13 protein-coding genes are annotated in these 12,306 nt (G+C 71.6%); 4 read left to right on the top strand and 9 right to left on the bottom strand.

Going from position 1 to position 12,306, the window contains the following annotated elements; genetic code table 11:
* Nucleotides 1-41: 41 nt before the first annotated feature.
* The 5 genes from ACWGO0_RS12880 to ACWGO0_RS12860 form a co-directional block, all read right to left on the bottom strand.
* Nucleotides 42-830 carry an SDR family oxidoreductase gene (locus ACWGO0_RS12880; RefSeq protein ID WP_453532416.1) on the bottom strand — a complete coding sequence of 263 codons (789 nt, stop codon included), beginning with the start codon at nt 828-830 and terminating at the stop codon, nt 42-44.
* Between the two features lie 35 nt (nt 831-865).
* Nucleotides 866-1,855, bottom strand: coding sequence for an acyl-CoA dehydrogenase family protein (locus tag ACWGO0_RS12875; RefSeq protein ID WP_453532413.1), 990 nt, complete (start codon nt 1,853-1,855; stop codon nt 866-868).
* Nucleotides 1,856-1,963: 108 nt separating this feature from the next.
* Entirely contained in the window at nt 1,964-2,950 is a 987-nt protein-coding gene (locus ACWGO0_RS12870; protein ID WP_453532410.1) for an acyl-CoA dehydrogenase family protein, read from the bottom strand.
* Entirely contained in the window at nt 2,950-4,125 is a 1,176-nt protein-coding gene (locus ACWGO0_RS12865) for an acyl-CoA dehydrogenase family protein (RefSeq protein ID WP_453532408.1), read from the bottom strand. Before ACWGO0_RS12865 ends, ACWGO0_RS12870 begins: the two co-directional genes overlap by 1 nt.
* Complete coding sequence (locus ACWGO0_RS12860) at nt 4,125-4,973, bottom strand: enoyl-CoA hydratase (RefSeq protein WP_453532405.1); 849 nt, start codon at nt 4,971-4,973, stop codon at nt 4,125-4,127. Before ACWGO0_RS12860 ends, ACWGO0_RS12865 begins: the two co-directional genes overlap by 1 nt.
* A 46-nt stretch (nt 4,974-5,019) precedes the next feature.
* On the opposite strand from ACWGO0_RS12860, the gene ACWGO0_RS12855 reads away from it, so the two are divergent.
* Genes ACWGO0_RS12855 through ACWGO0_RS12840 form a run of 4 tightly spaced genes read left to right on the top strand, consistent with a single transcriptional unit; the run spans nt 5,020 to nt 8,772 of the window.
* The gene (locus ACWGO0_RS12855; RefSeq protein ID WP_453532403.1) at nt 5,020-6,186 is read left to right on the top strand and encodes an acyl-CoA dehydrogenase family protein; all 1,167 of its coding nucleotides are present in this window, start codon (nt 5,020-5,022) and stop codon (nt 6,184-6,186) included.
* Nucleotides 6,183-6,983 (top strand): SDR family oxidoreductase, encoded by an 801-nt coding sequence (locus tag ACWGO0_RS12850; protein WP_453532400.1) that lies wholly within the window; start codon nt 6,183-6,185, stop codon nt 6,981-6,983. The genes ACWGO0_RS12855 and ACWGO0_RS12850 overlap by 4 nt, the downstream gene beginning before the upstream one ends.
* Nucleotides 6,980-7,582, top strand: a complete 603-nt coding sequence (locus ACWGO0_RS12845) for a TetR/AcrR family transcriptional regulator (RefSeq protein ID WP_453532397.1) — start codon at nt 6,980-6,982, stop codon at nt 7,580-7,582. The genes ACWGO0_RS12850 and ACWGO0_RS12845 overlap by 4 nt, the downstream gene beginning before the upstream one ends.
* A gap of 32 nt (nt 7,583-7,614) precedes the next feature.
* Nucleotides 7,615-8,772 carry an acetyl-CoA C-acetyltransferase gene (locus ACWGO0_RS12840; protein ID WP_453532394.1) on the top strand — a complete coding sequence of 386 codons (1,158 nt, stop codon included), beginning with the start codon at nt 7,615-7,617 and terminating at the stop codon, nt 8,770-8,772.
* A 71-nt stretch (nt 8,773-8,843) separates the two neighbouring features.
* On the opposite strand, the gene ACWGO0_RS12835 is transcribed toward ACWGO0_RS12840, so the two are convergent.
* The 4 genes from ACWGO0_RS12835 to ACWGO0_RS12820 are packed head-to-tail and all read right to left on the bottom strand — an operon-like array spanning nt 8,844 to nt 12,293.
* On the bottom strand, nt 8,844-9,902 hold the full coding sequence (locus ACWGO0_RS12835) for an NAD(P)H-dependent flavin oxidoreductase (RefSeq protein WP_453532391.1): 1,059 nt from the start codon (nt 9,900-9,902) through the stop codon (nt 8,844-8,846).
* On the bottom strand, nt 9,899-10,678 hold the full coding sequence (locus ACWGO0_RS12830; protein WP_453532390.1) for a CoA-transferase subunit beta: 780 nt from the start codon (nt 10,676-10,678) through the stop codon (nt 9,899-9,901). The genes ACWGO0_RS12835 and ACWGO0_RS12830 overlap by 4 nt, the downstream gene beginning before the upstream one ends.
* On the bottom strand, nt 10,675-11,523 hold the full coding sequence (locus tag ACWGO0_RS12825) for a CoA transferase subunit A (RefSeq protein ID WP_453532533.1): 849 nt from the start codon (nt 11,521-11,523) through the stop codon (nt 10,675-10,677). Before ACWGO0_RS12825 ends, ACWGO0_RS12830 begins: the two co-directional genes overlap by 4 nt.
* Before the next feature lie 14 nt (nt 11,524-11,537).
* A complete protein-coding gene (locus ACWGO0_RS12820; protein ID WP_453532388.1) occupies nt 11,538-12,293 on the bottom strand; it encodes an enoyl-CoA hydratase family protein in 756 nt (251 codons plus the stop codon).
* Nucleotides 12,294-12,306 lie beyond the last annotated feature (13 nt).

Genomic DNA, 12,306 nt, shown 5'->3' with positions numbered 1-12,306 from the left:
CCGGACCCCCGCGAGGGTCCGGGACCGTTTGCATGCCGCCCTCAGCCCTGACTGCCCGCCGCCTTCGCGGCGAGGTAGCGGGCGGGGAACTCCCCGCCGCCGTGCACCGCCAGGTCCGCCCCGTTGACGTACCCGGCCAGGCCGCTCGCGAGGAACAGGCAGGCGCGGGCGACGTCCTCGGGCACCGCCATCCGGCCCATCGGGACGACGCCCGCCACCGACGCCCCGCCGTCCGCACCGTAGACCGAGGCCGCGCTCTCCGTGCGGGTCAGCCCCGTGGTGATGTGGTTCACCCGGACCGTGGGAGCCCACTCCAGGGCCAAGGCCCTGGTGAGGGCGAGCAGCCCGGCCTTGGCCGCCGTGTACGCGGCGGTGCCGGGCTGCGGGTCATGGGCGGAGACGCTGCCGATGTTGACGATGGAGCCGCCGCCGTCCTGGGCCCGCATCACACGGTGGGCCGCCTGCGCCGCATAGAAGGGCGCGAGCAGATTCAGCGCGACGATCTTCTCCACGAAACGCGGCGAGACGGTCGCCGCGTCCGAGTCCGGGGAACCACCCGCGTTGTTGACGAGTACGTCGAGCCGGCCGAAGCGTTCCACCACGCTGTCCACCAACGAGGACACCGCCGCCGGATCGCGCACATCGGCCGGGACGAAGACCGCTTCCCGGCCCCCGGCCGCGGGTACGGAGTCCGGCGCGTTGCGGCCACAGACGACCACGTCGGCCCCGGCGCCGAGGAACGCCCCGGCGATGGCGGCGCCGATGCCCTTGGTGCCGCCGGTGACCAGCACCACGCGCCCCGTGAAGTCCAGCGGGCTGCCGATGTCCATGTGTCGTAGACCTCTCTCCGTCTGCTGGAACCCGCTCATCGCGCGGCCAGGCCGAGCGCGGCGGCGAGCCGTGCCCGGTGGTGCGCGGGCGGGCCGAACAGCTCGCCCGCCCCGTGCGCCCGCTTGAAATAGCGGTGCGCGTCGTGCTCCCAGGTGATCCCGATCCCGCCGTGCAGCTGGATCATCTCGCCGGCTACCGCCGAGAACGCCTCGGAGCAGACCGACTTCGCGACAGCCGCGGCCCGTGGCAGCGCACCCGGGTCCTCGTCGGCGGCGAACGCGGCGCCGAGCGCCGCCGAACGCGCCGACTCCACCAGGACATAGGCGTCCGCAAGCCGGTGCTTCACGGCCTGGAACGAGCCGATGGGCCGGCCGAACTGGACACGCTCCCTGGCGTATTCGACGGTCAGCTCCAGACAGCGCCCGGCCGCGCCCACCTGCTCTGCGGCGAGTGCCGTGCACACCAGGTCCCGTACGTGCTCCAGGCTCCGTCCGCCGTCGCCGTCCACGCCCAGCAGGCGTCCCTCGGCGCCGTCCAGCATCCAACCGGCCTGGCCCCGGGTGTCGTCCATGGTGACGACGGGGATCCGATGGACCCCTGCGCCGTCCGTCGCCACCTCGAAGAGCGACACTCCACGAGCCGTACGAGCCGCGACGAGCAGGACGCCGATGCCTGGCCAGTCCAGTACGTGTTCCTTGGCCCCGGTGACCAGCCAGGCGCCACCGGGACAGGGCACCGCCTCGGTGCGGATCGCGGCCGGGTCCCAGGAACCCTGCTCTGCCCAGGCCAGAGTGCCCACCGAGGTGCCGTCGGCGAGCCCCGGCAGCAGCCGCCCGCAGGCATCCTTGTCACCGGAGGCCAGCAACGCCCCCACCGTGAGCACCGCCGAGCCCAGAAACGGCAGCGGGCTCAGGCTCCGGCCCAGCTCCTCCATCAGCACATGGACGTCCCGGGCGCCACCGCCCGCCCCGCCGTACCCCTCGGGCACGGCGAGACCGGCTGCACCGATCTGTTCGGTCAACACACCCCAGGCAGACAATCCCTGATGTTGTGTCAGCACGGACCGTACGGCCGACCGGAGGTCTTCCTGTTCTTCTGTCAGCCTCATCGGGCCGCTCCCCTCGCTATGCGGTCAGACGGCCAGTACGCGGGCCCGGCAAGCGGCCGGAGTGCCCCACGCATCGCGCAGCGGGCGGGCCTTGCGGATCCAGAGGGACAGATCGAGTTCGTCGGTGTAGCCCACGGCCCCGTGCAACTGGAGGGCCGTGCGCGCCGCCCCGTACGCGGCCTCGCCCGCCGTGACCTTGGCCGCGGCGATCCCGCGCCCCGCGTCCTCGTCGCCCGCGGCCAGCGCGAGCGCTGCGCCGTGCACCAGCGGCTCGGCGAACTCCAGGGCCAGCAGGGTGTCCGCCAGGCGGTGCTTGACCGCCTGGAAGGAGCCGATCGCGACACCGAACTGGGTGCGCCGGGTGACGTATTCGACGGTACGGGCCAGCAGGGTCCGGCCGACCCCGAGCGCCTGGGCCGCCGTGGCGAGGGCGGCCACATCGGCCGCGTACCCCGCGGCGGCGGCCACTGCCGGGCCCTGCGCGAGGACCGTCCCGCCCGATGGCCGCGACAGCCGCCGTCCCGGGTCGGCCGATGGCTGTACGGGGCCCTGCCCGGCGGCGACGCGCAGGATGTCACCGTCCACCACGAACACCGCGTCGGTCATGTCGGTGTCCAGGGCGTACGGGCCGAGAGCCGTCAGACACAGAGAGGCGACGGACTTGCCCGAGGCGATACCTGGCAGCCGGGCGGCGGCCACGTCGTCTTCGCCGAGCCGGCCCAGGAGCGCCGCCGCTGCAACCGTCTCGACCAGTGGCCCAGGAACGGCGTGCCGTCCCAACGTCTCGAAGGCAACGGCCAGGTCCAGGGGCAGCATGCCGAGACCGTCGTGCTCCTCCGGTACGGCGAGTGCGAACACCCCGGCCTCGGCCAGCCGGGTCCAGACGGCCCGCCCCGGGCCGTGGTCGCCGGTGGCCCAGGACCGTATCGCGGCCGGGGTGTCGCAGGACGTGAGCAGGCCGTCGAGCGAGCGGGCGAAATCACGCTGCTCGGCGTCGAGGAAGAAGCGCATCACCGGCGTCCCTTCGGCAGGCCGAGCAGACGCTCGGCGATGATGTCGCGCTGGATCTCGTTGGTGCCGGCGTACAGGGGGCCGGCCAGGGAGAAGGTGTAGCCCTCCGCCCAGCCGCCGTCGGCGGGCGATTCGCCCGCGTGGTCGGCGAGTTCACCGAACGGACCGAGCAGGTCGAGCGCCGTCTCGTGCAGGGCAAGGTCCAGTTCGGACCAGTAGACCTTGTTGAGACTGGACGCGGCCCCGGCGGGTCCGCCCTCGTCGTGCAGTACGTGCGAGGCGCCCGCGTACGAGAACAGCCGGTAGGCGCGCGCCCCGATCACCGCGTCGGCGACCCGGTCGCGCATCGCCGTGTCCGCCGGGTCGCCGTGCTCGCGCCACAGGGTGGTCAGCCGGTCCGCGGCGGCCGTGAAACGGCCCGGGCTGCGCAGGGTGAGTCCGCGTTCGTTGCCGGTGGTGCTCATGGCGACCCGCCAGCCCTGCCCCGGCTCGCCGATGACGTCCTCGTCCGGGACGAACACCTCGTCCAGGAAGAGTTCGGCGAAGGCGGGCTTGCCGTCGAGCCGCCCGATGGGCCGCACCGTGACGCCCTCGGCGTCCAGCGGGAACATCAGATACGTCAGCCCCCGGTGCGGCCGGTCCGCGTCCGGGTCGCTGCGGAACAGGCCGAAGGCCCGGTCGGCGAAGGCGGCCCGGGACGACCAGGTCTTCTGGCCGCTGAGCAGCCAGCCGCCCTCGGTCCGTACGGCGGTCGACCTCAGCGAGGCCAGATCCGAGCCGGACTCCGGCTCCGACCACGCCTGCGCCCAGATGACCTCGCCGCGTGCCATCGCGGGCAGGATCCGGGCCCGCTGCTCTGCGGTGCCGTTCTCGAAGAGGGTGGGGGCCAGCAGATTGATGCCGTTCTGGCTGACCCGGCCGGGAGCCCCGGCGGCGTAGTACTCCTCCTCGAAGACCAGCCAGCGCAGCAGCGAACCGCCGCGTCCGCCGAACTCCTCGGGCCAGGAGACCACCGACCACCGGTCGGCGGCGAGCGTGGCCTCCCACTGCCGGTGGGCGGCGAATCCCTCGGCGGTCTCCAGTGACGGCAGCGGGGAGGCAGGGACGTGAGCGGCCAGCCAGTCGCGTACCTCGGTACGGAACGCCTCGTCGGCCGCGTCGAAATCCAGGTCCATCAGCCGGCCGCCTTCTTCATCGCCCCGATGTCCATGCCGCCCAGGGAGTCGCGTGCGGTCTCCGCGTTGTGGGCGTGTGCCACGTGGTGCAGGCCGAACACCGAGTCCAGGCCGGTGTGCAGCCCTTGCAGGTCCTCGGCCTGGTTGACGGCGCGCTTGGTCAGCGAGAGGCCGAGGCGCGGCATCTCGGCGATTCGCAGCGCCAACTCCTCTGTGTGTTGGGCCAGTTCATCCCTCGGAACGACCCGGTTGATCATGCCGACCTCGTACGCGCGCCGGGCGCTCATCCGGTCTCCGGTGTAGAGGAACTCCTTGGCGATACGGGGTGGCATCACCCAGGGATGTGCGAAGTACTCGACACCGGGGATGCCCATGCGGACCACCGGGTCTGCGAAGAACGCGTCATCCGACGCCACGATCAGGTCGCAGATCCAGGCGAGCATCAGACCGCCCGCGACGCACGCGCCCTGTACGGACGCGATGACCGGCTTGGGCAGCTCCCGCCATCGGCGGCACATCCCCAAGTACACCTCGGACTCGCGGGCGAAGCGGCTCTCCGCGCCCTCTTTGTCCGAGTGGTCCCACCAGAGTCCCGCACGGCGTTCGAAGGGCAGATGGGCGTCCCGCTCCGGTGTGCCGATGTCGTGGCCGGCGGAGAAGTGCTTGCCCGCCCCGGCCAGGACGATGGTCTTCACCTCGCTGTCGTCGGCCGCGCGGTAGAACGCCCGGTCCAGGGCGTAGGTCATCGCGGAGTTCTGCGCGTTGCGGTAGTCGGGCCGGTTCATGGTCACCGTCGCGACCGGACCCTGCTTCTCGTAGCGCACCGGTTCGTCGTGGGCAGCGGACATCGGCCCCTCCTTCCCTAACAAGTGTTTGGTAGATTAACGTACCCCCATGAGCAGCGTCGAGGAGTTCCGCACCGAGATCCGCGGCTGGCTGGCCGCCAACCTCACCGGTCCTTTCGCGGGCCTGCGAGGCCGCGGCGGCCCCGGACGTGAGCACGAGGCCTTCGCCGAACGGCTCGGCTGGGAACGGCATATGGCCGCCGAGGGCTGGACCTGTGTGGGCTGGCCCGAGGAGCACGGGGGCCGGGGCGCGACCATCGAGCAGCAGGTCGCCTTCCACGAGGAGTACGCCCTGGCCGACGCCCCAGCGCGCGTCAACCACATCGGGGAGCAACTGCTCGGCCCGACGCTGGTGGCCTTCGGCACTCCCGAACAGCGGGCCAGGTTCCTGCCGCCGATCGTCGCCGTCGAGGAGCTGTGGTGCCAGGGCTACAGCGAGCCCGACGCCGGGTCCGACCTGGCGAACGTACGGACCAGGGCCGAGCGGGACGGCGAGGAGTGGGTCGTCACCGGGCAGAAGGTCTGGACGTCACTCGCCCACGAGGCGCAGTGGTGCTTCGTCGTCGCCCGCACCGAGCCCGGCTCGGCCCGCCACCACGGTCTGTCCTACCTTCTGGTCCCGCTGGACGGGCCGGGCGTGGAGGTCCGGCCGATCGCCCAGCTGACGGGCACGTCCGAGTTCAACGAGGTGTTCTTCGACGGCGCCCGCACCCGCGCCGAACACATCGTCGGAGCCCCGGGCGACGGCTGGCGCGTGGCCATGGCGACCCTCGGCTTCGAACGCGGTGTCTCCACCCTCGGCCAGCAGGTCGGCTTCCGGCGCGAACTGGAAACCCTCATCGACCTGGCCAGGCGCAACGGCGCAGCCGACGACCCGCTGATCCGCGACCGGCTCGCCCGCGCCTGGACGGGTCTTGAGACCATCCGGTGCAACGCCCTGCGCATGCTCGACGGCGTGGCCGCCGGTGCGCCAGGGCCCGAGGCGTCCATCGGGAAGATCTTCTGGGCCACCTGGCACCGGGAACTCGGCGAACTGGCCATGAGCGTCCTGGGCGCCGGCGGCATGGTCGCCCCCGGGGAGCCGTACGAACTCGACGACTGGCAGCGGCTGTTCCTCTTCTCCCGCTCCGACACCATCTACGCCGGTTCCAACGAGATCCAGCGCAACATCATCGCCGAGCGCGTCCTCGGCCTGCCCAAGGAGATCCGCCCGTGAGCACCCAGCCGCCCTATGTACCGGGCCACTCCCTCCTGGACGGCCGCACCGCGGTGATCACCGCCGCCGCGGGCGCCGGGATCGGCGGAGCGACCGCCCGCAAGTTCCTTGAGGAGGGCGCCCGGATCGTCATCGGCGACGCCCACGAACGCCGCCTGAAGGAGAGCGCCGCCGCGTTCGCCGAGGAATTCGGTGCGGACAGCATCGCCGCACTGCCCTGCGACGTCACCGACCAGCAGCAGGTCGACGCCCTGTTCGCGCTCGCCGCGGAACGCCACGGCGGCCTCGACATCGTCGTCAACAACGCCGGGCTCGGCGGCACCGCCGACCTCGTCGACATGACCGACGACCAGTGGTCGAAGGTCCTCGACGTCACCCTGAACGGCACCTTCCGCTGCACCCGCACCGCCCTGCGCCACTTCAAGGAGCGCCACGTCAAGGGCCGCGGCACCGGCGGCATCGTCGTCAACAACGCATCCGTCATCGGCTGGCGCGCCCAGCGCGGCCAGGCCCACTACGCCGCCGCGAAGGCCGGCGTCATGGCACTGACCCGGTGCGCCGCCCTGGAGGCCGCCGATTTCGGCGTACGCGTCAACGCCGTCGCCCCCAGCCTGGCCATGCACCCGCACCTGGTGAAGGTCGCCACCCCGGACCTCCTCGCCGAACTCACCGAACGCGAGGCCTTCGGCCGGTACGCCGAGCCCTGGGAGATCGCCAACGTCATCGTCTTCTTGGCCAGCGCCTACTCCTCGTACATGACGGGGGAGACCGTCTCCGTCAGCAGCCAGAGGGCGTGAACGCGATCGCCACGAACGCCAACGCCGAGCGCCGCGCCGAACTCCTGGCGACAGCGGCCGGGGTGTTCGCAGCCCAGGGCTACAACGCCACCACCGTACGCCGCATCGCAGACACCGCCGGGCTCCTCGCGGGCAGTCTCTACTACCACTTCGACTCCAAGGAATCGATGCTGGACGAGATCCTCTCGGCCTTCCTGGACGAGCTGTGGGCGGGCTACGACGCCGTACTCGCCGCCGGACTCGGACCCCGGGAGACCATCGAGGCCCTCGTCACCCAGTCCTTCCGGCAGATCGACCGGCACGGAGCAGCGGTCGCCATCTACCAGCGGGAGTCCAAGCACCTCTCCGCCCAGCCGCGCTTCGCCTACCTCGCCGACACCCGGCTGAAGTTCGAGAACGCCTGGCTGCGCACCCTGGAACGCGGCGTCGCCGAGCAGACCTTCCGCAGCGACCTGGACGTGCGGCTCGTCTACCGCTTCGTCCGCGACACCGTCTGGGTGGCCGCCTCGTGGTACCGCCAGGGCGGCACGCACAGTCCGGAGGAGATCGCCCGCCAGTACCTGTCCATGGTCCTCGAAGGCATCACCACACATAACTGACACATCATCATGTCTCTTACGAAGGAGCTGTCATGGCTGAGGCCTACATAGTCGAAGCGGTCCGCACACCGGTCGGCCGGCGTAAGGGCGGGCTGTCCGCCGTCCACCCCGCCGACCTCGGGGCCCATGTCATCAAGGCGCTCGTCGAGCGCACCGGGGTCGACCCGGCCGCCGTGGAGGACGTCGTCTTCGGCTGCCTGGACACCGTCGGCCCGCAGGCCGGGGACATCGCCCGCACCTCGTGGCTCGCCGCGGGCCTGCCCGAAGAGGTGCCCGGCACCACCGTCGACCGGCAGTGCGGCTCCTCCCAGCAGGCCGTCCACTTCGCCGCCCAGGGCGTCCTGTCCGGCACCCAGGACCTGGTCGTCGCGGGCGGCACCCAGAACATGTCGATGATCCCGATCGCCTTCGCAAGCCGTCAGGCCGCGGAACCCCTGGGACTCACCGACGGCCCGTACGCGGGTTCGGTGGGCTGGCGCTCCCGCTACGGCGACGCGCCCGTCAACCAGTTCCACGGCGCCGAACTGATCGCCGAGAAGTGGGGCATCAGCCGCCAGGACATGGAGGAGTTCGCGCTGCGCTCCCACCAGCGGGCCCTGCACGCCATCGACGAGGGCCGCTTCGCCCGCGAGACGGTCGCGTACGGAGACGTGTCGGTGGACGAGGGGCCGCGCCGGGACACCTCGCTCGCCAAGATGGCTGCCCTCAAGCCGGTGGTCGAGGGCGGCCGGCTCACTGCCGGGGTCTCCTCGCAGGTCTCCGACGGCGCATCGGCGCTGCTCATCGCCTCCGAGCGGGCCGTCTCCGAGCACGGCCTGACGCCCCGGGCCCGCATCCACCATCTGTCGGTGCGCGGCGAGGACCCGATCCGGATGCTGTCGGCGCCCATCCCGGCGACGGCGTACGCGCTGAAGAAGGCCGGGATGTCCATCGGCGACATCGACCTCGTCGAGATCAACGAGGCGTTCGCGCCGGTCGTCCTGGCCTGGTTGAAGGAGACCGGCGCCGACCCCGACAAGGTCAACGTCAACGGCGGGGCCATCGCGCTCGGCCACCCGCTCGGCGCCACCGGCACGAAGCTGATGACGACCCTCCTGTACGAACTGGAGCGCACCGGCGGCCGATACGGCCTGCAGACCATGTGCGAGGGCGGCGGCCAGGCCAACGTCACCATCATCGAACGCCTCTGACGGGCCCCGCGGATGTACGGAAGGGGGTGGCCCGGACGATGATCCGGGCCGCCCCCTTTCGCGCGTACGGCTCAGCGGGCGCCGAGCGTCTTCAGCGTGGCCTGCGCCTCCGCCATGATCCGCTCGACCAGTTCCGAACAGGACGGCAGATCCTCGATCAGGCCCGCCACCTGCCCCGAGGCCATCACGCCGATGTCCGTACGCCCCTCGACCAGCGAGGCCTTCAGCAGCATCGGAGTGTTGGCGGCCAGCAGCACCTGACTCCAGGTCAGCTCCTTGCCGTGCTTCATCGCCAGTCCGTCGCGAATCAGTTGGGGCCAGCTCGCACCCGACTCCTTCCGGAAGGCCGAGGCGTGCCGCACCGCCCTGAGCAGGGAGGCCGCACGGCCTGAGCGCTCCAGGGAGTCGACCATGCCGGTGCGCAGCATGCGGTGCGGCAGGCCGTCGACCCGGTTCGTGACCGTGACGTCATTGACTGTGGCGGCCAGGTACTTGGCCTTCACCGCCGCCGGGACGGTGCTGTCGGAGGTGAGCAGGAAGCGCGTACCCAGTCCGATCCCGGCGGCCCCGAAGGCGAGCGCGGCGACCAGGCCGCGGCCGTCGTGGAAGCCGCCCGCCGCGATCACCGGGATGTCGACGGCGTCCACGACCTGGGGGAGCAGCACGGTGGTGGCCACGTTGCCCGTATGGCCGCCGCCCTCACCGCCCTGCACCATCACGGCGTCGGCGCCCCACGCGGCGACCTTCTCCGCGTGCCGGCGGGCGCCCACGGACGGGATGACGACGACACCCGCGTCCTTGAGACGCGCGATCAGCTCCTTCGACGGGGCGAGCGCGAACGACGCCACCCGTACCCCCTCGTCGATGATGATCCGCACCCGCTCGCCCGCGTCCCCCGCGTCCGCCCGCAGATTGACGCCGAACGGCGCGTCCGTACGGGACTTGACCTCGCGGACCGCCGCGCGCAGCTGCTCCACGGCCATCGTCGCGGAGGCCAGGATGCCGAGCGCCCCCGCGTTCGCGGATGCGGACACCAGCCGGGGACCGGCCACCCATCCCATCCCGGTCTGCACGATCGGGTACCGCACTCCGGTCAGTTCGGTGAGTGCGGTCGGCACGGGCCCGGTCATGCCGGGACCTCGCGCTCGCGCAGGCCCTTCGGGTCGATGACCTCGCGGATCAGCCGGAGCTCCGCCCCGGTGGGCTCCCGCGTGAAGGGCACCTCGTCGGGAATCGTGAGGGCGAACCCGGTGGCTTCGGTGACCTGCTCGACGCTCACGCCTGGGTGCAGGGAACGCAGCCGCATCGACCGGTCGGGGGTCTCGAAGTCGAAGACGCCCAGGTTGCTGACGACTTCGGGGATGCGGTGGTAGCGGGTCGCGGAAGACCCGGCAGCCGCCGCCCGGTCGTACCCGACCCCGCTGACCATGTCGACGTGCTCCACGAACACCCGCTGCGAGTGCTTCGGCACCCAGTAACTCGTCGGATTGTTCAGGGTGTTGACAGGGGCGCCCCGCACCCCGAGCAGCTGCCGGGCGGGCCTGGCCCAGTCGCCGATGCAGGAGATGTTCTGGTTGCCGTGCCGGTCGATCTGGCTGGCGCCCATCATCACGTGCCGACGGCCGGTGGCGGTGAGCGTCAGATGCTGACGGAACGGCAGCCAGCCCTCCACGCTCCCCGGCTTCACCCCCACCGCGGGGGTGTCGCCCATCAGCAGCGCCTCCCCGTCGGTCAGCAGCAGATCGGGCGAGAAGGTGAGCCTCGCCAGACGCGCCCCGATGGCGGGGACGGTGCCCATCGGGCTGGCGAGGATCTCGCCCGCGTCGCGCCAGGCCTCCGCGCAGGCCACCACGCAGTACTCGGCGCGGCTCGCCGTCGCGATGCCGGTGGTGTCGGTGCCGCTCATGCTTCCTCCTGGTGGAACGCGGTGACGGCGGCCTGGTAGGCGGCCTCGTCCCCGGACAGGAACCGTTCGACGAAAGCGGGCCATGCCTCGGGGTCGCGGGCGGCCCGCACATAGGCGCGCTGGAAGGTCTCGTCCCGGTCGTGGTCGGGCACGCAGGACGTGAAGTGCGCGCCGTTCGGTGTCTCGACGACCCCGTCCACGAACAGCCGCTTGACCAGCAGCGTCTGCGGCCCGTGCTCCTTCAGCAGGTCCGCCGTCTCCACGATCCGTTCGCAGGAGACGTACGCGTGGTCGGCGGCCTCGCAGAACAGGTCGTCGAAGTACGGGTCGGGGCCCAGGTACTGACCGTTGCCCTGCGCGTCCGAACGATTGAGATGGACCAGGGCGGCGTCCAGCCGCAGGCCCGGTGCGGCAACCAGCTTCTCCCCGTCCTCGTACGGTGAAGTGACCGTACGCAGCGCCGGGTTGACCTTCATCAGGTCCGAGCCGAGACCGGCCCGCACCGGCATGAACGGCAGCCGCTGCGCGCCCGCCGTCAGCCCCCACATCAGCATCGCCTCGTCGAGCTCGACCATCTCGAAGGCGCCGCGCTGCCGGGCGGCGGTGAAATGCGGTTCGAGCGGTATCGAGTCGAGCGTCCCGAACGCCGCGACCAGCTTGCGGATCCTCCCCGCGGCGGCGAGCAGACCGACGTCCGGGCCGCCGTAGGACACCACGGTCAGATCGGTGACGTCCGAGCGCAGCAGCGCCCGGACCAGGGCCATCGGCTTGCGGCGCGAACCCCAGCCGCCGATGCCGATCGTCATCCCGCTCGCCAGCCGGCCGACGACGTCGTCGGCCGTCATCCTCTTGTCCTGTGTCACGTCTGCTGCTCCTTGTCCGTGCCGAAGGTGTCGCGCACGCGGTCGGCGACGCCGCTGAGGTTGGCCTCGAAGGTGAAGCCCTGCTCGAAGCGGTAGCTGCGGCGTACGTCGACGGGGTCGATGCCGTTGATGGCGGCCTTGGCCAGCCGGATCAGATAACCGTCCTTGGCGGCGATCTCCCCTGCCAGTTCCAGGGCGGCCCCGGCCAGCCGGTCACGCGGGACGACGCTCCAGACCGAGCCGTGCCGGTGCAGCTCCTCGGCCGTCACGGTGCGCGAGGTGTAGTACAGGGTGCGCATCAGATGCTGCGGAACCAGCCGGGCCAGGTGGGTGGCCGCGCCCAGCGCGCCACGGTCCAGCTCCGGCAGGCCGAAGGACGCGTCGTCACTGGCGACGATCGCGTCCGCGTTGCCCACCAGGCCGATTCCGCCGCCCAGACAGAAGCCCTGCACGGCGGCGACCACCGGGACCTCGCACTCGTAGACCGCCGCGAACGCCTCGTAACAACCCCGGTTGGCGCCGATCAGCGCCTCGGGCCCGGCCGCGCGCTGCATTTCCTTGATGTCCACGCCCGCGTTGAATCCGCGGCCCTCGGCGGTGAGGACCACACAGCGGACGTCCGGGTCGGCCCCGGCGGCGCGCACCGCGGTGGCCAGGTCGTACCAGCCCTGTACGGGCAGGGCGTTGACCGGAGGGAAGTCCACGGTGACGACTGCGATGCCGGCTTGTGGGACGGAGGTGGAGACACCCATGAGCAGATCAGCT

Source organism: Streptomyces sp. NPDC055749 (genome assembly GCF_053617235.1).
Note: the sequence above shows the minus strand (reverse complement) of the source record. Positions and strands in the feature narration are given on the sequence as shown.